Here is a 19,104-nt window from a genome sequence, read left to right as displayed (position 1 = left end):
GTCTACTCCCTGCTGGACGAAGAGTCACCGAGGCCGGCAGCCTCGGTCCAGATGGCCTTCACCGTCTCGGTGAGGTCGTACGACGGGCGCCAGCCCAGTTCCCCGGCCGCCGACGAGACGTCCGCGCACATCCACGGCACGGTGGCCGAGCGCGCCGCACCAGGCCCCGGCGCGGTCTCGGCGATCCCACCGGGATATCCGGCGGCGGCGGCCAGCATCGAGACCACCTGCCGGATCCGCACGGCCGTTCCGGTGCCCACGTTGAACACGACCGGGTGCGGCCTGGACAGCCGTACGGCTGCCCGGACGGCCAGGGCCACGTCCCGGGCGTCGACCAGGTCCCGGTACGCGTCGAGAGGCCCGAGCGCCACCTCCGGGGCGTGGCGGGCGAGCGCGGTCCGGATCAGCCGGGCGGCCCGGCCGACCACGTTCTGCTCGCCGAGGCCGGGCCCGATCGGGTTGAACACCCGCAGCACGACGCCGTCGAGCCGGCCCGCGGCGACCGCGGTCTCCATCAACCGGGTGGCGGCAAGGTGGCTGAGCCCGTACGCGCCGACCGGCTCGGCGGGGTGCGACTCGCGGACCTGCTGCCCGAAGGGCACCGGGCCGTACTCGCCGGCCGAGCCCAGCCGGATCAGCCGCGCGTCCGGGGCGCCCGCGACGACGGCGTCGACGAGCCGGGCGGTCACCTGGGTGTGCGCGTCGACCAACTGCCGGTCGGTGCCGTCGAGGCGGCCGGTGCAGTTCACCACCGCAGCGGGTCGGACCGACCGAATCAGCTCGGTGAGCTCGGGCAGGTCGACGGTCGGCAGGTCGCACTCCGACCGGCGGGGGCAGGTCAGCGTGTGGTCCGGCGTGAGCGCCGCACGGACGTGCCGGCCGAGGAACCCGTTCGCGCCGAACAGCAGCAGGCGGGTCATATCGCCTCCCGCACCGACGGCGGGAGGAGGACCGACCGCAGCGACTCGAAGCTCCGGTTGGCCTCGTCGTAGTCTTCGGGCCGGCCGACGTCGAGCCAGTAGCCGTCGAACGGGTAGTCCGCCGGGTACCGCCCCTGGTCGATGAGGTCCAGCATGAGCTGGTCGAAGCCGAAGGGCTGGCCGACCGGATAGGAGGCGATGGTCTTCGCGGACAGCCCGTAGACCCCCATGCTCACCCGGTAGTCGAGCGTGGGTTTCTCGCTGAACTCCACCACCCGGTCGTCCAGCACCTCCAGGACACCAAAGTCGATCTTCACGGTCCGGTGGAACGTGGCGACGGTGAGCGGAGCACCCGAGCGGGCGTGGGTGTTCAGCAGTTCGGCGTAGTCGAGGTCGGTGAGGATGTCACCGTTCATCACGAGGAAGTGCTCGGGCAGCCGGTCCCGGAGGTGGAAGAGCGGGCCCACGGTCGACAGTGGCACGTGTTCCTCGATGTAGTCGACACGCAGGCCGAACCGGCTGCCGTCCCCGACGAAGGCCCGGATGAGCGAGCCCAGGTGGTTGATCGCGAGCGTGGCGTGGGTGAACCCGCAGGCCACGAGCTGGTGCAGGACGATTTCGAGGATCGCGTAGCTGTTGCCGATCGGGACCAGCGGCTTCGGCAGCGCGGTCGTGTACGGCCGCAGCCGGGTGCCCATCCCCCCTGCCATGATCACGACGTGCACGTGGCACCCCCGCTCAGCACAATGTCCACGGTCGCTCCCGTTGCCGGCCCGGTCCGCCGTTGCGTGAGCGGATCCTCCGTTCGCTGCCGAGGGTCTAACGTGCAAAAACGGACATAGTTATGCCGCTCGCGACAGTGCGCGTCCGCCCCTCCACATTGAGTAGGGGAAAGCTGGATCGAATGATTGACATGGATGATTCGCGCCTGAAAGCTCGCGCCTACAGGTCCTTCCACCAAAGGGGGCGCGATGAGACCGACACGGCTGGCGATCGCCGGCGTGTTCACTCTGGTCGGCGCGATGGCGCTGACCGCACCGGCGAGCGCGAGGCCACCGTCCGATCCGGGCGGCCGCGACAGCTTGGAGGTGTACGTCGGCACGGTCAACGCCGAGCAGCTCGACCGGCTGCGGGCCGCCGGCGTCGACCTGGACGAGGACCACCGGTCCGCTGGCGCGAACGGCAGCACCACGATCGAGACCGTGCTCACCCGGCGGGAGGCGGCCCGGCTCACCGGCCAGGGCGTCCCGCTGAGCGTGAAGAAGGTGCACGGCAAGGACGCCTCGCAGGCGCTGCGCGAGCAGGCCGCCGCCGGCTGGCAGGCGTTCCGCTCGTACAGCGAGCCCGGCGGCATCCGGGACGAACTCACCGCCACCGCCGCCCGGTTCCCCGGGCTGGCCAAGGTGGAGACGCTCGGCCGTACGGTGCAGGGGCAGCCGATCCTCGCCGTCAAGGTCACGAAGAACGCCCGGACGGTCGCGGACGGGAAGCGTCCCGCGGTGCTCTACGCCAGCACCCAGCACGCCCGGGAGTGGATCACCCCGGAGATGACCCGTCGGCTGCTGCACCACGTGCTGGACAACTACGGCACGGACGCGGAGATCACCCGGCTGGTGAACACCACCGAGCTGTGGTTCCTGCCGGTGGCCAACCCCGACGGCTACGACCACACCTTCACCCCGGGCAACCGGCTGTGGCGCAAGAACCTGCGGGACAACGACGGCGACGGCCAGATCACCAGCGCGGACGGCGTCGACCTGAACCGCAACTTCGCCTTCAAGTGGGGGTACGACGACGAGGGCTCGTCACCCGAGCCGAACAGCGACACCTACCGCGGCGCCGGGCCCAACTCGGAGCCGGAGACCAAGGCCCTGGACCGGCTCTTCCAGCGGGTCGGCTTCGAGTTCTTCGTCAACTACCACTCCGCCGCGCAGCTGCTGCTGTACGGCGTGGGCTGGCAGGTCAGCACGCCGACCCCGGACGACGTCATCTACGAGGCGATGGCCGGCGACGACGCCCGCCCGGCGGTGCCCGGCTACGACCCGGACATCTCCGCCGAGCTGTACACCACCAACGGCGACACCGACTCGCACGCCCACGTCCGGTACGGCACCCTCGGCTTCACCCCCGAGATGTCCACCTGCCAGACGGCCGCCGCCTCCGACCCGGACGACCAGTGGCGGCCGGAGGACTGCGTTAGCGGCTTCATCTTCCCCGACGACGAGAAGCTGATCTCCGCGGAGGTGACGAAGAACCTGCCCTTCGCCCTCGCGGTGGCGAAGTCGGCGGCCGACCCGGACGACCCGGTGTCGGTGGTGGGCCGGAGCACCCCGGACTTCCGGGTGGACGCCTTCGACACCTCGTACGGGCGGACGCAGCAGGTCGCCTCGATCACCCGGCGGGCGCTGAAGGACGTCCGGATGCACTACGTGGTCAACGGCGCCGGCCGAAGACGGTCCAGGTCCGCGAGTGGCGCGGCGGGGAGCGGTACGGCGACACCAACGACGACTACTACGCGGAGCTGCGCGGCACGGTGACCGGCACGAAACCGGGCGACCGGGTGGAGGTCTGGTTCACCGGGGTCAAGCCCCGCAAGGGTCCGGTGGCCAGCGAGCACTTCACCTACCGGGTGCACGCCGACATCGGCGGTGACGTGCTGGTGCTCGCGGCGGAGGACGTGACCGGGCTGAGCCCCGCGCAGAACGCCACCACCGCGAAGTACGCCGGCCAGATCGCCGCCTCCGTCGAGGCCGCCGGCCACCACGCCGACGTCTACGACTTCGACGCGATGGGCCTGCGGGCGCCGCATCCGCTCGGCGTGCTGTCGCACTACGCGGCGGTGGTCTGGGAGACCGGGGACGACATCATCCTCCGCGCCCCGGGCCAGGTCGGCGGCACCGCCGCCGAGGCCGCGCTCACCACCGAACTGGCCGTCCGGGACTACCTCAACGAGGGCGGCAAGGTGCTGGTCAGCGGCAAGTACGCGCTCTTCGCCCAGGGCGCCAACGGCTCGTACGTCTACCGGCCGGGCGCGCCCCCGGAGTGCACCGACCCGGATGATGTGGCGTGCCTGCCGCTGCTCAACGACTTCCAGCAGTACTACCTGGGGGCGTACAACTACGTCAGCGACGGCGGCACCGACCCGGACGGCGACCCGTACCCGGTGCGCGGCTCCGACGGAGCGTTCGCCGGCTTCGAGGGGCAGCTCAACGCGGCCGGGTCGGCCGGCAACCAGGACCACACCGCCTCGTTCCTCACCACCTCGAGCTTCCTGCCGCCGGAGCAGTTCCCGCAGTTCGCCAGCTCCGCGGCGGTGGACTGGGCGCGGCCGGGCGCGGCGCCGTTCGACCCGCGGACCGGTGACTGGTACCTGTACAGCGGCCGGGCCGACGAGTCGTACAAGCGGCTCACCCGGACCGTCGACCTGACCGCGGCGTCCGCGGGCCAGTTGCGCTTCTTCACCTCGTACGACGTCGAACAGGACTGGGACTTCCTGATCGTCGAGGCGCACGAGGTGGGCAGCGACCAGTGGACCACGCTGCCCGACCTCAACGGGCACACCGGCACGGCGACCGGGGAGAGCTGCCAGTCCGGCTGGGTGGCGCAGCTGCACCCGTTCCTCGGCCACTACCAGGGCGCCGACTGCTCCCCCACGGGCAGCACCGGCACCTGGAACGCGGCCACCGGCGCGTCCGGCGGGTGGCAGGAATTCGCCGTCGACCTGTCGGCGTACGCGGGCAAGAAGGTCGAGCTCTCCATCTCGTACGTCTCCGACTGGGGCACCCAGGGTCTCGGCGTGTTCCTCGACGACGCCCGGGTGATCGCCGACGGGACGGTGGTCTCGGAGACCTCGTTCGAGACGGCCGACCTGGGCGGCTGGACGGTGGCCGGCCCGCCGGCCGGGTCCGCCGGCGCCCCGAACGACTGGACGCGCAGCCAGCAGGCGTTCGAGGAGGGCTCGGCGGTGGTCACCGCCGACAGCGTCTATCTCGGCTTCGGCCTGGAGGGGCTGGCCCCGGCGGCCCGGGACGACCTGGTCGCCCGGTCGCTGACCCACCTGACCGGCGCGCCGCGCCGGTAGCGGTCCGCGGGGGTGCGCCGGCGGTGGAGCCACCGCCGGCGCACCTTCCGGTACGTCCGGCGCGTCCGACGCCGATGTGGTGAGCTGTACGGGTGGCGGGGCTGGGACTGGTGCTGCACCCCACCCGGGACGTCTCCGAGGTGGTCGCGATCATCGAGCGGTGGGCGGCGCGCCACCGCAAGACGTTGATGGTGCGCGCGGAGGACGCGCACCGGGTGCCGTCCAGCGTCGAACCGGTCCCCGCCGAGGAGGTGGCCACCCGGGCGGACGCGCTGATCAGCATCGGCGGGGACGGCACCATGCTGGGCGCGCTGCGCTCCGCAGTGCGGGACCCGAAGCCGGTGCTCGGGGTGCACCTGGGGCGGGTCGGCTTCCTGGTGGAGGTCGAGCCGCCGGACCTGCCGGAGGCGCTGAGCCGGCTGCTGTCGAAGGACTTCACCGTCGAGTCCCACGCCTGCCTGGCCTGCGACGTGTGCGGCGACGACGTGGTGGCCTTCAACGACATCGCGCTGGTCCGCCAGCCCGGCTCCGGCTTCGTCACCGCCACCCTGGCTGTGGACGGCCAACGGTACGGCTACTACCGCTGCGACGCCCTGGTGGTCAGCACGCCGACGGGCTCGACGGCGTACAGCTACGCCGCGGGCGGCCCGCTGGTCTCCCCGGCGGCGAACGCGGTGGTGGTCACGCCGTCGGCGCCGATGGCCGGCATCTCCCGCGCGGTGGTGCTCGCCCCGGAGGAGAAGATCCGGCTGGAGCTGGAGCCGAACTCGGCGGCAGTGGCCGTCGAGATGGACGGGCGGGTGTTCCGGGACGCGGCGACCGAGGGCACCGTGGACATCAGCTACCGCCGGGACGCCGGCCTGGTGGTCCGCTTCGACCCGCTGCGCTATCAGGAGCGCAACCAGTTGAAGCTGAGCCTGCTCGACCTGCCGTTCCTCCCCGACCAGCTGCGCGAGCTGCTCCCGGAGGAACTGCGGCGGGAGCGCAACCAGCGCGAGCTGGAGCCACCCTGCTGACCGGTCCCGGCCCGACGGGCCGCGCCGGCCCCGCTAGGCCTGCGCGAGCACCCCGTCGACCAGGGACTTGGCCTCCTCCTGGATGCGGGCCAGATGCTCGGGGCCCTGGAACGACTCGGCGTAGATCTTGTAGACGTCCTCGGTGCCGGAGGGGCGGGCGGCGAACCAGCCGGAGCTGGTGGTCACCTTGAGGCCGCCGATCGGCGCGCCGTTGCCGGGGGCGGTGGTGAGGGTGGCGGTGATCGGCTCGCCGGCCAGCTCGGTCACGGTCACCTGCTCCGGGGAGAGCTTCGCCAGCACCGCCTTCTGCTCCCGGCTGGCCGGGGCGTCGATCCGGGCGTACGTGGGCGCGCCGAAGCGCCCGGCCAGCTCGACCCAGTGCTCGCTGGGGCTCCGCCCGGTGGTCGCGATGATCTCCGAGGCGAGCAGGCAGAGCAGGATGCCGTCCTTGTCGGTGGTCCAGGTGCTGCCGTCGCGGCGCAGGAACGACGCGCCCGCGCTCTCCTCGCCGCCGAAGCCGACCGCCCCGTCGAGCAGCCCCGGCACGAACCACTTGAAGCCGACCGGCACCTCCAGCAGCGGACGGCCCAGGTCGGCGGCCACCCGGTCGATCATGGAGGAGGAGACCAGGGTCTTGCCGACCGCCGCGTCCGGGCCCCAGTCCGCCCGGGTGCGGAAGAGGTGGCCGATCGCCACCGCCAGGTAGTGGTTCGGGTTCATCAGCCCACCGTCCGGGGTGACGATGCCGTGCCGGTCGGCGTCGGCGTCGTTGCCGGTGGAGACCTGGTACTTGTCGCGGGCCGCGATCAGCGACGCCATCGCGTTCGGCGAGGAGCAGTCCATCCGGATCTTGCCGTCGCCGTCCAGGGTCATGAAGCGCCAGGTCGGGTCGACCAGCGGGTTGATCACCGTGAGGTCCAAGCGGTGCCGCTCGGCGATCTCCCCCCAGTAGGCGACGCTGGCCCCGCCGAGCGGGTCGGCGCCGATGCGCACCCCCGCGTCCCGGACGGCGTCGATGTCGATCGCGGCGGGCAGGTCGTCGACGTAGTGGGCGAGGAAGTCGTACGTCCCGGTGGTGTCGGCGGCGCGCGCCCGGGCGTACGGGACGCGCTTCACCTCCTTGAGTCCGGCGGCGAGGATCGCGTTGGCCCGGTCCTGGATCCACTTCGTGACGTCCGTGTCGGCGGGGCCGCCGTTGGTCGGGTTGTACTTGAACCCGCCGTCGTCGGGCGGGTTGTGCGAGGGAGTGATCACAATGCCGTCGGCGAGCCCGCTCGTACGGCCCCGGTTGTGGGTGAGGATCGCGTGCGAGGCGGCCGGGGTCGGGGTGTAGCCGTCCCGGCTGTCCACCAGCACGGTGACGTCGTTGGCGGCGAGCACCTCCAGCGCGCTGACCTCGGCCGGGGCGGAGAGCGCGTGGGTGTCCCGGGCCAGGAAGAGCGGCCCGTCGAGGCCCTGCTCACGCCGGTAGTCGCAGAGCGCCTGGGTGACCGCGAGGATGTGGTCCTCGTTGAAGGCGTTCTTCAGGCTCGACCCGCGGTGCCCGGACGTGCCGAAGGAGACCTGCTGCGCCGGGTCCGCCGGATCCGGGTGCTCGGCGTAGTAGGCGGTCACCAGCCGGGGCACGTCGACCAGGTCGGCGGGCTGGGCGGGCTGGCCGGCACGGGGATGGGCCACTGCTGGGACCTCCTGACGGGTTGCTGCGGTTCTGCGTTGACGGGCGGGGCTCAGGGCTCGACGCGCTGACCCTTGCCGATGACGACGATGCCGTTGTCGGAGACGGTGTAGCGCTGGCGGTCCTTCTCCAGGTCGACGCCGATCTCGGCGCCCTCCGGGACGTACACGTTCTTGTCCAGGATGGCCCGGCGGACCACCGCGTGCCGGCCGATCTCGACACCCTCCATGAGCACCGCGCCGTCCACGTGCGCCCAGGAGTGCACCTTCACCTTCGGCGAGACGATCGAGTTCTCCACCAGCGAGCCGGAGACCACCGCGCCCGGCGAGACCATCGAGCCGACCGCGCGGCCGACCCGCTCGCCCCACTGGTGGACGAACTTCGCCGGCGGGTACGGCGGCTGCATGCTGTAGATCGGCCAGTCGAAGTTGTAGAGGTTGAACACCGGGTGCACGTTGATCAGGTCCATGTGCGCGTCGTAGAAGGAGTCCAGCGTCCCCACGTCGCGCCAGTAGCCGCGATCCCGGTCGGTGCTGCCGGGCACCTCGTTGTCCTTGAAGTCGTAGACGTTGGCCTCGCCCCGCTCGACCAGCATCGGGATGATGCTGCCGCCCATGTCGTGCTTGCTGGTCTTGTCCTCCGCGTCGCGCTCGACGGCCTCGCACAGCGCACCGGTGCTGAAGACGTAGTTGCCCATCGAGGCGTAGATCTGGTCCGGCGCGTCGGGCAGCCCGACCGCGTCGGTGGGCTTCTCGCGGAACGCCCGGATCCGCCGCCCGTCCTCGCCGACCTCGATCACCCCGAACTGGTCGGCCATGGACAGCGGCTGGCGGATGCCGGCGACCGTCACCGCGGCGCCGGAGGCGATGTGGTCGTCCACCATCTGCCGCGGGTCCATCCGGTAGATGTGGTCGGCGCCGAAGACGATCACGTACTCCGGCTGCTCGTCGTTGATCAGATTGAAGCTCTGGTAGATGGCGTCGGCCGAGCCGGCGAACCACCACGGGCCGCGGCGCTGCTGCGCCGGCACCGGGGTCACGTAGTTGCCGAGCATGGTCGACATCCGCCAGGTCTGGGTGATGTGCCGGTCCAGCGAGTGGGACTTGTACTGGGTCAGCACGACGATCTTCAGAAAACCGGCGTTGGCCAGGTTGGAGAGGACGAAGTCGACCATGCGGTACATCCCGCCGAAGGGGACGGCCGGTTTCGCCCGGTCGGTGGTCAGGGGCATCAGGCGCTTGCCCTCCCCGCCGGCCAGGACGATCGCGAGCACCTTGGCAGCCATGTCACGAACGCTATCCATCCGGCTGCGACTTCACCACTCGTACGGACGGACTTCTGCACTAGGGTGCGGGGGCATGACCGATTCCGCTCGCCTGCGCGTTGACCTGCTCACCCGGGAGTATCCGCCGGAGGTGTACGGCGCGCCGGGGTGCACGTCGAGTACCTGGCCCGGGAGCTGCGCCGGCTCGCCGACGTCCGGGTGCACTGCTTCGGCCTGCCGCGCACCGAGCCGGGTGTCACCGCGTACGCCGAGCCGCCCGGCCTGACCGGCGCGAACGCCGCGCTGCGCACGATGGGCGTGGACCTGGAGATGGCGGCCGGCTGCGCCGGCACCGACGTGGTGCACAGCCACACCTGGTACGCCAACCTGGCCGGGCACACCGCGAAGCTGCTGCACGGGGTGCCCCACGTGGTGACCGCGCACAGCCTGGAGCCGCTGCGGCCGTGGAAGGCCGAGCAGCTCGGCGGCGGCTACGCGCTCTCCTCCTGGTGCGAGCGCACGGCGGTGGAGGCCGCCGACGCGATCATCGCGGTGAGCGCCGGCATGCGCCGCGACGTGCTGACCGCGTACCCGGAGGTGAACCCCGACAAGGTCCGGGTGGTCTACAACGGCATCGACACCGCCCAGTACACCCCGGACCCGAACACCGACGTGCTGGACCGGCTCGGCATCGACCCGGCCCGCCCGAGCGTGGTGTACGTCGGGCGGATCACCAGGCAGAAGGGGCTGCCCTACCTGCTGCGGGCCGCCCGGGAGCTGCCGGCCGACACCCAGCTGGTGCTGCTCGCCGGCGCACCGGACACCCCGGAGATCGCCGCCGAGGTGGAGGGGCTGGTCGCCGAGCTGCGGGCCAAGCGGTCCGGGGTGGTCTGGGTGGCCGAGATGCTGCCCAAGCACGAGGTGATCCAGGTGCTGACGCACGCCACGATCTTCGTCTGCCCGTCGGTCTACGAGCCGATGGGCATCGTGAACCTGGAGGCGATGGCCTGCGAGACGGCGGTGGTGGCCACCGCCACCGGCGGCATCCCCGAGGTGGTCGCCGACGACGAGACCGGCCTGCTGGTCCCCATCGAGCAGGCGACCGACGGCAGCGGCCGGCCGCTGGACCCGGAGCGCTTCGTCGCCGACCTCGCCGCGACCATCAACGAGCTGCTGGCCGACCCGGCGCGGGCGGCCGAGTTGGGCCGGGCGGGCCGGCGGCGGGCCGTCGAGCATTTCTCCTGGGACACGATCGCGGAGCGGACCCTGGAGGTGTACCGGTCGGTGGGTGCAGCCGGCTGACGCCGTTCCCGGCCCGGGGGTCACCCCAGGGGCGAAGCAAAGTTAGTTGATCATGGTTTGTGCTGGTCGGGGTCATCGGGTCGCGGTGTCTAGGGCGGCCGATGGGCGCGGCCTTCCTTTGTGGAGGATGAAGGTGCTGAAGCCATCATCTCCGTCAAGAAAGGCCGCTTGTGGCAGTCTCGCACGTCCCGGTCGCGGGCATCATCGCCTGCGGCGATCGTGATTTGTCTGATGTGACGTCGTTGGTCGAGCTGTTCGCGCTGGTGAGGGATCCGCGTAAGCGGCGGGGGGTGCGGCATCGATGCGCGGCGGTGTTGACGCTGATGGTGTTGGCGGTGCTGTGCGGGGCGGGTAACTTCCGGCAGGCCGCCGACCGGGTCGCGGAGATGCCGCAGGCGTTCCTGGCCGCTGCGGGTGCCCGCGCCCATCCGGTGTTGGGGGTGCGGTTGACGCCGAGCCGGGACACAATTCGTCGGCTGGTCGAGGCTATCGACGCTCCCGCTGTTGACCTGCTGGTCTGCCGGTGGATGGCCGCCCGGCTCATCCCCGACGGCGGACGGTTGGGCGTGGGACTGGCAGTGGACGGTAAGACGGTCCGCAACTCCGGCGGCGGCGCATCCCCGGACGCGAAGCTGTTCTCGGCGATGCGGCACGACACGGCCGTGGTCATCGGGCAGGTCCAGGTCCCCGCCGACACCACCGAAGTGACCCAGATCGAAGCGCTGCTGGGCCCGATCCAGGTCGCCGGGATGGTCGTCACCGCCGACGCCGCCCATCCCAACCGGGACACCGCCGAATACCTCACCGGCCGGGGCGCCGACTACGTGTTCACCGTCAAGGGCAACAAGCCTTCCCTGCTGGCCGCCATCTGGAACCGGGTGCCCACCGCGACTGCCGACACCGCCACACACGTCGAGGAAGAACACCGCAACGGGATGATCATCCGGCGGTGGATGTGGACCGCCGACGCCGACGGTGTCGACTTCCCCGCCGCCGCACAGGTCTTCCGGCTACGCCGCGACACCTACAACCTGTCCGGCCAGCGCATCAGCAAAGAGATCATCCACGGCATCACCAGCCTGAGCGCCGATGACGCCACTGCCGGCCAGCTCGCCGGTTACGTCCGCGAACACTGGGGCATCGAAAACAAGATCCACTGGGTGCGCGACGTCCTGTTCGCCGAAGACCACCAGCACGCCTACACCGGCCACGCCGCCCACGGCATGGCCCTGCTGCGCAACCTCGCCCTCGGACTCATCCGACTCGCCGGACACACCAAGATCAAGCAGGTGCTGGAACGCAACCACGGCAACAAGACGCTCATCCCCGCCCTGCTCAAAGCATCCCGACCATGATCAACTGACTTTGCTTTGCCCCTGGGGGTCACCCCTCGGGTGTGAGCAGCTCCATCAGCTCGTCGGTGGACATGTGTTCGGTCTGCTTGGCGCCGCCGCGGCCGCGCATGTGGCGCACGAGTCGCTGCCCCGGCTCTTGTCCCCGCCCACCCGCACGATCCGCAGCGCGCCGCCATCGTCCACCACGTCGACTTCGTCGGGCTGGTGCAGCCCGTGCCGAGCGCGCAGGGCGTCCGGGATAGTCACTTGACCCTTGCTGTTCAGTTTCATCGCGCTCCTCATTCCACTGCCACACCGAACGCGTGTCGTACCTGCCTCAAGCGTGACCCCACCCCGACCGCCTGTGCATGAACCATTGCCAGCTGAGCCGAGCGCGAAGCGATCTCGCGCAGTAGGTTGGACCGGTGGCCCACGGGCGTAGCGCGTAGGCTCCGGCCGTTGGCCGGACGCAGACCATTACGAAAGGCGTGACAGGACGGTGCACTATTCTGTCACCCGTGGGCGAGCGGGTGGTGAAGCGAGCGTACCGCTACCGCTTCTACCCCAGTCCCGACCAGGCCGAGCAGCTCGCTCGCACGTTCGGCTGCGTGCGTTACGTCTACAACCGGGCACTCGCCGAACGCTCGCGGGTGTGGATACAGGAACAGCGCCGCGTCACGCACGCCGAGGCAGACCGGTGGCTAACGGGGTGGAAGCGAGAACCGGAAACGGCTTGGCTGGCCGAGCCTTCGAAGGGCCCGCTGCAGGCGACGCTGCGGAACCTGCAGGCCGCGTACGTAAACTTTTGGAACAAACGCGCGAAGTACCCGACGTTCAAGAAGAAAGGCAAGACGACCGACTCAGCCACGTACTTCCGCAACTGCTTCACCTACCGGGATGGCAAGATCACCCTTGCGAAGCAAGACCAGCCGTTGCGAATCGTGTGGTCCCGACCGCTACCACACACCGCGGTGCCGTCGCAGGTAACCGTGTCGCGGAATTCCCGCGGCCAGTACCACATCTCAATCCTGGTCGAGACGACGGTTCACGAAGGCCCGGCGACCGACGCCGCAGTCGGGATCGACCTTGGTATTGCATCTCTGGTCACGCTGTCGACCGGGAAGAAGATCGCCAACCCGCGACACGAACGGCGAGACAGCGAGAAATTGTCCCGCGCCCAACGTACCTTGTCACGCAAGAAGAAGGGCTCCGCGAACCGAGCCAAGGCGCGGGCGAAGGTGGCGAAGATTTGTGGTCGGATCTGGGATCGTCGCCGCGATGCGCTGCACAAGCTGTCCACGAAGATCATCCGCGAGAACCAAACGGTGGTCATCGAGGACTTGAGTGTCCGCAACATGATCCGCAACCACTCCCTCGCCCGTGCGATCTCGGACGCGGCGTGGTCGGAGCTACGAAGGCAGTTGGAGTACAAGGCGGCCTGGTACGGCCGCGAGGTGATCGCGATCGACCGGTTCTACCCGAGCAGCAAGACCTGCTCGGCCTGCGGAGCGATCGCGGAGAAGCTGCCGCTGAACGTCAGAGAGTGGACGTGCCGTTGCGGCGCGCGCCACGACCGCGACATCAATGCGGCGAGGGCCATCTTGGCGGCCGGGCTGGCCGTGTCTGCCTGCGGAGACGGAGTGAGACCGCCTCGCTCCTAGAGCAAGGAGGCATCCGTTGATGAACCAGGAATCCCTCGGCTTTAGCAGGGGGAGCGCCAATGGACGGTTCCCGATCGAAGACGTCTCCCCCGTCGTCTCCTGCGGACGCTATCCGGCCAAGGCGGTGGTGGGTGAGCTCGTGCCAGTGTCGGCGCGCGCGTACCGCGAGGGCCATGACGCGCTCGGCTGCAACGTGGTCTGGCTCGGCCCGGACGGCGCGGCCCGCCCGTTCACCCGGATGCGCCCCGGCGAGCCCGGGCAGGACCGCTGGCACGCCACCATCCGGCCCGACGCGGTCGGCGACTGGGTGTTCACCGTCGAGGCCTTCCAGGACCCGTACCTGACCTGGCAGAACGCGGTCACCAAGAAGATCGCCGCCGCCAGGGCGCGGCCGAGCTGGCCAACGACCTGGCCGAGGGCGCCCGGGTGCTGGAGGCGGCGCTCGAGCTGGTCCCGGCCGTCGACCGGAAGCGGGTCCGCGCGGCGGCGACGGCGCTGCGCGACGCCAGGCTTCCGCTGCCCCGGCGGGTCGCCCCCGCCCTCGACCTGGCCGACCTGCTCTGGGACCACCCGGTGCGGGAGCTGGTTACCACCGGCGAGGAGCACCGGCTCTGGGTGGACCGCCCCCGGGCGCTCTTCTCCGCCTGGTACGAGTTCTTCCCCCGCTCCGAGGGCGCCGTCCCGGCCACCGTCGACGCCCCGGCGCGGTCGGGCACCTTCGCCACCGCGACGGACCGGCTGCCCGGCGTCGCCGCCATGGGCTTCGACGTGCTCTACCTGCCGCCGATCCACCCGATCGGCCGGGTCAACCGCAAGGGCCGCAACAACTCGCTCACCGCCGGGCCGGACGACGTCGGCTCGCCGTGGGCGATCGGCGCCGCCGAGGGCGGCCACGACGCCATCCACCCCGACCTGGGTACGCCGGCGGACTTCCGCGAGTTCATCGCCGCCGCCGCCGAGCAGGGCCTGGAGGTGGCGATGGACCTGGCGTTGCAGTGCGCCCCGGACCACCCCTGGGTGACCGAGCACCCGGAGTGGTTCACCACCCGGGCCGACGGCAGCATCGCGTACGCGGAGAACCCGCCGAAGAAGTACCAGGACATCTACCCGCTGAACTTCGACAACGACCCGGAGGGCATCCGGGCCGAGGTGCTGCGGGTGGTGCTGCACTGGGTCGGCGAGGGCATCCGGATCTTCCGGGTGGACAACCCGCACACCAAGCCGTTCGACTTCTGGCACTGGCTGATCCGGGAGGTGAAGAAGGTCGACCCGGACGTGCTGTTCCTGGCCGAGGCGTTCACCCGGCCGGCGATCATGCACGGGCTCGGCAAGATCGGCTTCACCCAGTCGTACACCTACTTCACCTGGCGCACGTCCGCGGCCGAGATGCGGGCGTACTGCGCGGAACTGGTCGCCGCGGCCGACTACATGCGACCGAACTTCTGGCCCAACACCCCGGACATCCTGCACGAGTCGTTGCAGCACGGCGGCCCGCCGATGTTCAAGATCCGGGCGGTGCTGGCCGCGCTGCTCTCCCCGTCCTGGGGCATCTACGCCGGCTACGAGCTCTTCGAGCACGTCGCCCGCCCCGGCGCCGAGGAGTACCTGGACAACGAGAAGTACGAGCTGCGCCCCCGGGACTGGGCGGGCGCCCAGGCGCACGGCCGGTCCCTCGCGCCCTTCATCGCCACCCTCAACCGGGTCCGCCGGGACAACCCGGCCCTGCACCAGCTGCGTAACCTGCGCTTCCACGACATCGACAACCCGGCGCTGCTCTGCTGGTCCAAGCACGACCCGGAGACCGGCAACACGGTGATCGTGATCTGCTCGTTCGACTCGCACACCGTCCAGTGGGGCAACACCACCCTGGACATGCCGGCGCTCGGCTTCGACTGGCACGAGCGGTTCACCGTGCGCGACGAGCTGACCGGCGCCAGCTACGACTGGGGCCAGCGCAACGCGGTCCGGCTCGACCCGTACCTGCAGCCCGCACACGTGCTGACGGTCCGCCGCCCGGCCGCGACCGGCCCGGAACCGGCCGTGCCGGCGGCGCCGCAGCTGACCGTCGAAGACGTACCCGCCGACCTCTCGGGCGGCACCGCCCCGACCGCACCGGCTGCGAAGGACGACGCACGATGGACCAGCTGATCGCCGGCGAGACGCACGACCCGCACGCCGTCCTCGGCGCGCACCCCGCCGACGGGCGCACCACCATCCGCACCATGCGCCGGGGCGCCGCCGAGGTGGCGATCCTCGTCGGCGACGAGCGGCACCCGACGAAGCGGGTGCACGACGTCGGCGTCTTCGAGACCGTCGTGCCGGGCACGGTGCTCGACTACCGGGTCGAGGTGGACGGCGCCACCCACGACGACCCGTACCGCTACCCGCCCACCCTCGGCGATCTGGACCTGCACCTGATCGGCGAGGGGCGGCACGAGCGGCTCTGGGAGGCGCTCGGCGCGCGGGTCTTCGACGAGGGCGTCGCGTTCACCGTCTGGGCGCCGAACGCGCGCGGGGTGCGGGTGGTCGGCGACTTCAGCGGCTGGGGGCCGGACGACGGCTGGCCGATGCGCTCCCTCGGTGCCAGCGGGGTGTGGGAGATCTTCGTGCCCGACGCGCACGTGGGCGCCCGCTACAAGTACCGCGTCCTCGGCGCCGACGGGCACTGGCGGGACAAGGCCGACCCCCTCGCGGCGTACGCGGAGGTGCCGCCGGCCACCGCCTCGGTGGTGCACCACTCGACGTACGAGTGGTCCGACGCGCTCTGGCTGGAGCGGCGGGCGCGGCGGGCCCCGCACCAGGAGCCGATGAGCGTCTACGAGGTGCACCTCGGCTCGTGGCGGCCGGGCCTCGGTTACCGGGAGCTGGCCGAGCAGCTCACCGCGTACGTCACGGAGATGGGCTTCACCCACGTCGAGTTCCTGCCGGTGATGGAGCACCCGTTCGGCGGCTCCTGGGGCTACCAGGTGACCGGCTACTACGCACCGACGTCCCGCTTCGGCGACCCGGACGACTTCCGCCACCTGGTGGACCGGCTGCACCAGGCCGGCATCGGCGTCATCCTGGACTGGGTGCCCGCACACTTCCCGAAGGACGAGTGGGCCCTCGCCCGCTTCGACGGCACCCCGCTCTACGAGCACCCCGACCCGCGCCGCGGCGAGCACCCCGACTGGGGTACGTACGTCTTCGACTTCGGCCGCCGCGAGGTGCGCAACTTCCTCGTCGCCAACGCCCTCTACTGGCTGGCGGAGTTCCACGTCGACGGGCTGCGGGTCGACGCGGTCGCCTCGATGCTCTACCTCGACTACTCCCGCCAGGAGGGGCAGTGGGCTCCCAACGTGCACGGCGGCCGGGAGAACCTGGAGGCGATCGCCTTCCTCCAGGAGGTGAACGCCACCGTCTACAAGCACCACGCCGGGGTGGTGATGGTCGCCGAAGAGTCCACCGCCTGGCCGGGCGTCACCCGCCCCACCGCCGAGGGCGGGCTGGGCTTCGGCTTCAAGTGGAACATGGGCTGGATGCACGACACCCTGCTCTACGCCTCGAAGGACCCGATCTACCGGCAGCATCACCACCACCAGCTCACCTTCTCCCTGGCGTACGCCTGGAGCGAGAACTACGTGCTGCCGATCAGCCACGACGAGGTGGTGCACGGCAAGGGCTCGCTGGTCGGCAAGATGCCCGGCGACACCTGGCAGAAGCTGGCCAACGTGCGGGCGCTGCTGGCGTACATGTGGGCGCACCCGGGCAAGCAGTTGCTCTTCATGGGCTGCGAGCTGGCCGACGACCGGGAGTGGAGCGAGGAACGCGGCCTCGACTGGTACCTCACCCACGACCCGGCCCGGGCCGGTGTGCAGCGTCTCGTGGCCGACCTCAACACCGCGTACCGGGCCACCCCGGCGCTCTGGGCGCAGGACACCGAGCCGTCCGGGTTCCGCTGGATCGCCGGGGACGACGTCGCCAACAACACCGTCTCGTTCATCCGGATCGCCCCGGACGGCGCGACCCTGGTCTGCGTGGCAAACTTCTCCGCCCTGCCGCTGGAGGACTACCGGGTCGCCTGCCGGCCGGCGGCACCTGGACCGAGATGATCAACACCGACGCGCACCACTACGGCGGCTCGGGGGTGGGCAACCTCGGCGCGGTGCACGCCCAGGACGTTCCCTGGCACGGGATGGTCGCCTCGGCGCCGCTGCGGGTGCCCCCGCTCGGCGTGCTCTGGCTGCGCCGCGACTGAGCACTGCCGTCGGAGCGGTTCGTGGCGCGCCTCCTCCGCGTGGCGCGGCCCGCGGACGTGGCGCACCGCCTCGCCGTGGCCCCTGCCGCTGATGTGGCTCCGGCGAGCGGTATGCCTGTGAGTCATAAATATGCCTGACAGGCATATTGCCCTCCGCACCTGACGAAGGCGACCACTACCTTCCGTAGATGATCAAGCCTTGATTCGTCACGCTCAGTTGAATTGCGCGCTCTGGCGTCGTGCTGCGGTGAACCGGTCGCGTGGACCGCCCGTACCGCTGACCGGATGCCGGACACCCGTGGACGACGAGGCGGAGGAGCTTCGATGGCGTGGAGCAGGGGCACAACCAGGAGACGCGGGACGGCGGCTTCGTCCCGGAACCGGAAGATCGCCGGCGGGGTCGCGCTGGCGTTGACCGCCGGCGCGGCCTTCGCGGTGGCCACCGGGACGGGCCAAGCGGCGGAGAACTGCCAGGGCCTGGACACGGCCCTGCGCAACAACCTGACCTTCATCGCCGACCAGCGGCGGAACCCGGACGCGAACTCGGCGGCCCGGATCGCCAACCGGCAGTCCGTGGTCGACCTCATCCAGCAGCGCCGGGCGGCGGCCGGCTGCGCCGCGACCGTGGACGTGGCCGGGGCGGCCTGTCCGAGCGCCCCGTGGGAGGCGGCCATGTCGAAACAGTTGGATCAGGCGTGGGCAATCACCCAGGAGATGAGCGGTGAGAGGTCGGGTCAACTGGTCGATCCGGCGGCCACCGAAGCCCGGATGAAGCGGCTCGCCGGGCTCGTCGGCGGTCTGCAGAGTGTCGCGCAGGGCGCCGCCCAGGCCGGCGCGGCCCAGGACGACGGCGCGGCCCAGGACGACGCGGCCCAGGACGACGGCGCGGCCGGCGGCGCGGAAGAGGCGGTCGGCATCATCAACGCGATCGGCGGGCTGATCGGCCAGATCGCCGGCATCATCCAGGCGGCGCGGCAGGCATCCGCAGCCGAGCAGGCGGGCGCCGCCCAGCAGGGCGACGCGCAGCAGGGCGGCGGTCAGCAGGCAGGCGAGGAGCAGGGCGCGGACGGCCAGCAGGCCGGTGGGCAGGAGGCCGGCGCGGACGGCGAGCAGGCCGGCGGCGGGAACGGCCAGCAAGCCGGCAACGGCGCGGACGAGCAGCAGGCCGGGCAGCAGAACGCCGGCGAGCAGCAGGCGGGCAACGCGGGTGAGCGGATCGCCAACCGGCTCCAGCAGATCCGGGAACGCATCCAGCAGCTGCGGGCGATCGCGCAGCAGGTGCGCGCGGCCCGCCAGGCCGCCCGGGACGAACGCGCCGCCCAGGGCCAGGGCCAGGACAACGCGCAGGGCCAGGGCCAGGGCAACGCGCAAGGCCAGGGCAACGCGCAAGGCCAGGGCAACGCGCAAGGCCAGGGCAACGCGCAAGGCCAGGGCAACGCACAGGGCAAGGGCAACGCACAGGGCAAGGGCACCGGGTTAGGCAACGGCAACGCGGCTCAGGGCGGCGGCGCGGCGGGGAACGACGGCGGCGACTCCTACATGGTCGCCGACCCGAGCCTGCCGGGTTGCGCGAGCGCCCCCGCCGACCCGGGGCAGGCGGCCGGCTCCGCCGGC

Annotated in this window: 8 protein-coding genes and 5 pseudogenes; 8 read left to right on the top strand and 5 right to left on the bottom strand. The window is 71.1% G+C overall.

Annotated features, from left to right (window positions below; translation table 11 throughout):
• Positions 1–2: 2 nt before the first annotated feature.
• Both JNW87_RS09845 and JNW87_RS09840 read right to left on the bottom strand, forming a co-directional pair.
• Entirely contained in the window at positions 3–920 is a 918-nt protein-coding gene (locus tag JNW87_RS09845) for an NAD(P)-dependent oxidoreductase (RefSeq protein ID WP_109803317.1), read from the bottom strand.
• Positions 917–1,618: a sugar phosphate nucleotidyltransferase gene (locus tag JNW87_RS09840; RefSeq protein ID WP_236648137.1), complete on the bottom strand. Its 702-nt coding sequence runs from the start codon at positions 1,616–1,618 to the stop codon at positions 917–919. Before JNW87_RS09840 ends, JNW87_RS09845 begins: the two co-directional genes overlap by 4 nt.
• A gap of 273 nt (positions 1,619–1,891) precedes the next feature.
• Between JNW87_RS09840 and JNW87_RS09835 the strand changes: the two are divergent.
• Both JNW87_RS09835 and JNW87_RS09830 read left to right on the top strand, forming a co-directional pair.
• Positions 1,892–5,001 (top strand): annotated as a pseudogene (locus JNW87_RS09835) (M14 family zinc carboxypeptidase).
• Between the two features lie 101 nt (positions 5,002–5,102).
• Complete coding sequence (locus tag JNW87_RS09830; protein WP_255543671.1) at positions 5,103–6,017, top strand: NAD(+)/NADH kinase; 915 nt, start codon at positions 5,103–5,105, stop codon at positions 6,015–6,017.
• A 33-nt stretch (positions 6,018–6,050) separates the two neighbouring features.
• Here JNW87_RS09830 and pgm read toward each other — a convergent pair whose 3' ends face one another.
• Together pgm and glgC are read right to left on the bottom strand one after the other, a co-directional pair.
• Positions 6,051–7,694, bottom strand: coding sequence for a phosphoglucomutase (alpha-D-glucose-1,6-bisphosphate-dependent) (pgm, locus tag JNW87_RS09825; protein ID WP_109803313.1), 1,644 nt, complete (start codon positions 7,692–7,694; stop codon positions 6,051–6,053).
• Between the two features lie 50 nt (positions 7,695–7,744).
• Positions 7,745–8,995, bottom strand: a complete 1,251-nt coding sequence (gene glgC, locus JNW87_RS09820) for a glucose-1-phosphate adenylyltransferase (RefSeq protein ID WP_109803312.1) — start codon at positions 8,993–8,995, stop codon at positions 7,745–7,747.
• A gap of 129 nt (positions 8,996–9,124) precedes the next feature.
• Between glgC and glgA the strand changes: the two genes are divergently transcribed.
• Positions 9,125–10,258: a glycogen synthase gene (gene glgA, locus JNW87_RS09815; protein ID WP_238453533.1), complete on the top strand. Its 1,134-nt coding sequence runs from the start codon at positions 9,125–9,127 to the stop codon at positions 10,256–10,258.
• Between the two features lie 242 nt (positions 10,259–10,500).
• Positions 10,501–11,613 carry an ISAs1 family transposase gene (locus JNW87_RS09810; protein WP_161557916.1) on the top strand — a complete coding sequence of 371 codons (1,113 nt, stop codon included), beginning with the start codon at positions 10,501–10,503 and terminating at the stop codon, positions 11,611–11,613.
• A gap of 201 nt (positions 11,614–11,814) precedes the next feature.
• Here JNW87_RS09810 and JNW87_RS41410 read toward each other — a convergent pair.
• Positions 11,815–11,883: pseudogene (locus JNW87_RS41410) on the bottom strand (AbrB/MazE/SpoVT family DNA-binding domain-containing protein); the annotation flags it as partial.
• 227 nt (positions 11,884–12,110) lie between these two features.
• Here JNW87_RS41410 and JNW87_RS09805 point away from each other — a divergent pair.
• From JNW87_RS09805 to JNW87_RS09790, 4 genes and pseudogenes are all read left to right on the top strand, one after another.
• Positions 12,111–13,253, top strand: a complete 1,143-nt coding sequence (locus tag JNW87_RS09805; protein WP_238453532.1) for a transposase — start codon at positions 12,111–12,113, stop codon at positions 13,251–13,253.
• A gap of 19 nt (positions 13,254–13,272) precedes the next feature.
• A pseudogene (locus tag JNW87_RS09800) lies at positions 13,273–15,401 on the top strand (maltotransferase domain-containing protein).
• Positions 15,389–17,490 (top strand): annotated as a pseudogene (gene glgB, locus JNW87_RS09795) (1,4-alpha-glucan branching protein GlgB). Before JNW87_RS09800 ends, glgB begins: the two co-directional pseudogenes overlap by 13 nt.
• A 324-nt stretch (positions 17,491–17,814) precedes the next feature.
• Positions 17,815–19,104, top strand: a pseudogene (locus JNW87_RS09790) (hypothetical protein); the annotation flags it as partial.

It is taken from the genome of Micromonospora sp. ATA51 (assembly GCF_016802855.1).
Lineage (GTDB): Bacteria > Actinomycetota > Actinomycetes > Mycobacteriales > Micromonosporaceae > Micromonospora > Micromonospora sicca.
Note: the sequence above shows the minus strand (reverse complement) of the source record. Positions and strands in the feature narration are given on the sequence as shown.

What these genes read in the sequence shown, in the direction of transcription:
- JNW87_RS09845 (WP_109803317.1), bottom strand. Translation starts at nt 920, where the DNA reads ATGACCCGCCTGCTGCTGTTCGGCGCGAACGGGTTCCTCGGCCGGCAC.
- JNW87_RS09840 (WP_236648137.1), bottom strand. Translation starts at nt 1,618, where the DNA reads ATGGGCACCCGGCTGCGGCCGTACACGACCGCGCTGCCGAAGCCGCTG.
- glgC (WP_109803312.1), bottom strand. Translation starts at nt 8,995, where the DNA reads ATGGATAGCGTTCGTGACATGGCTGCCAAGGTGCTCGCGATCGTCCTG.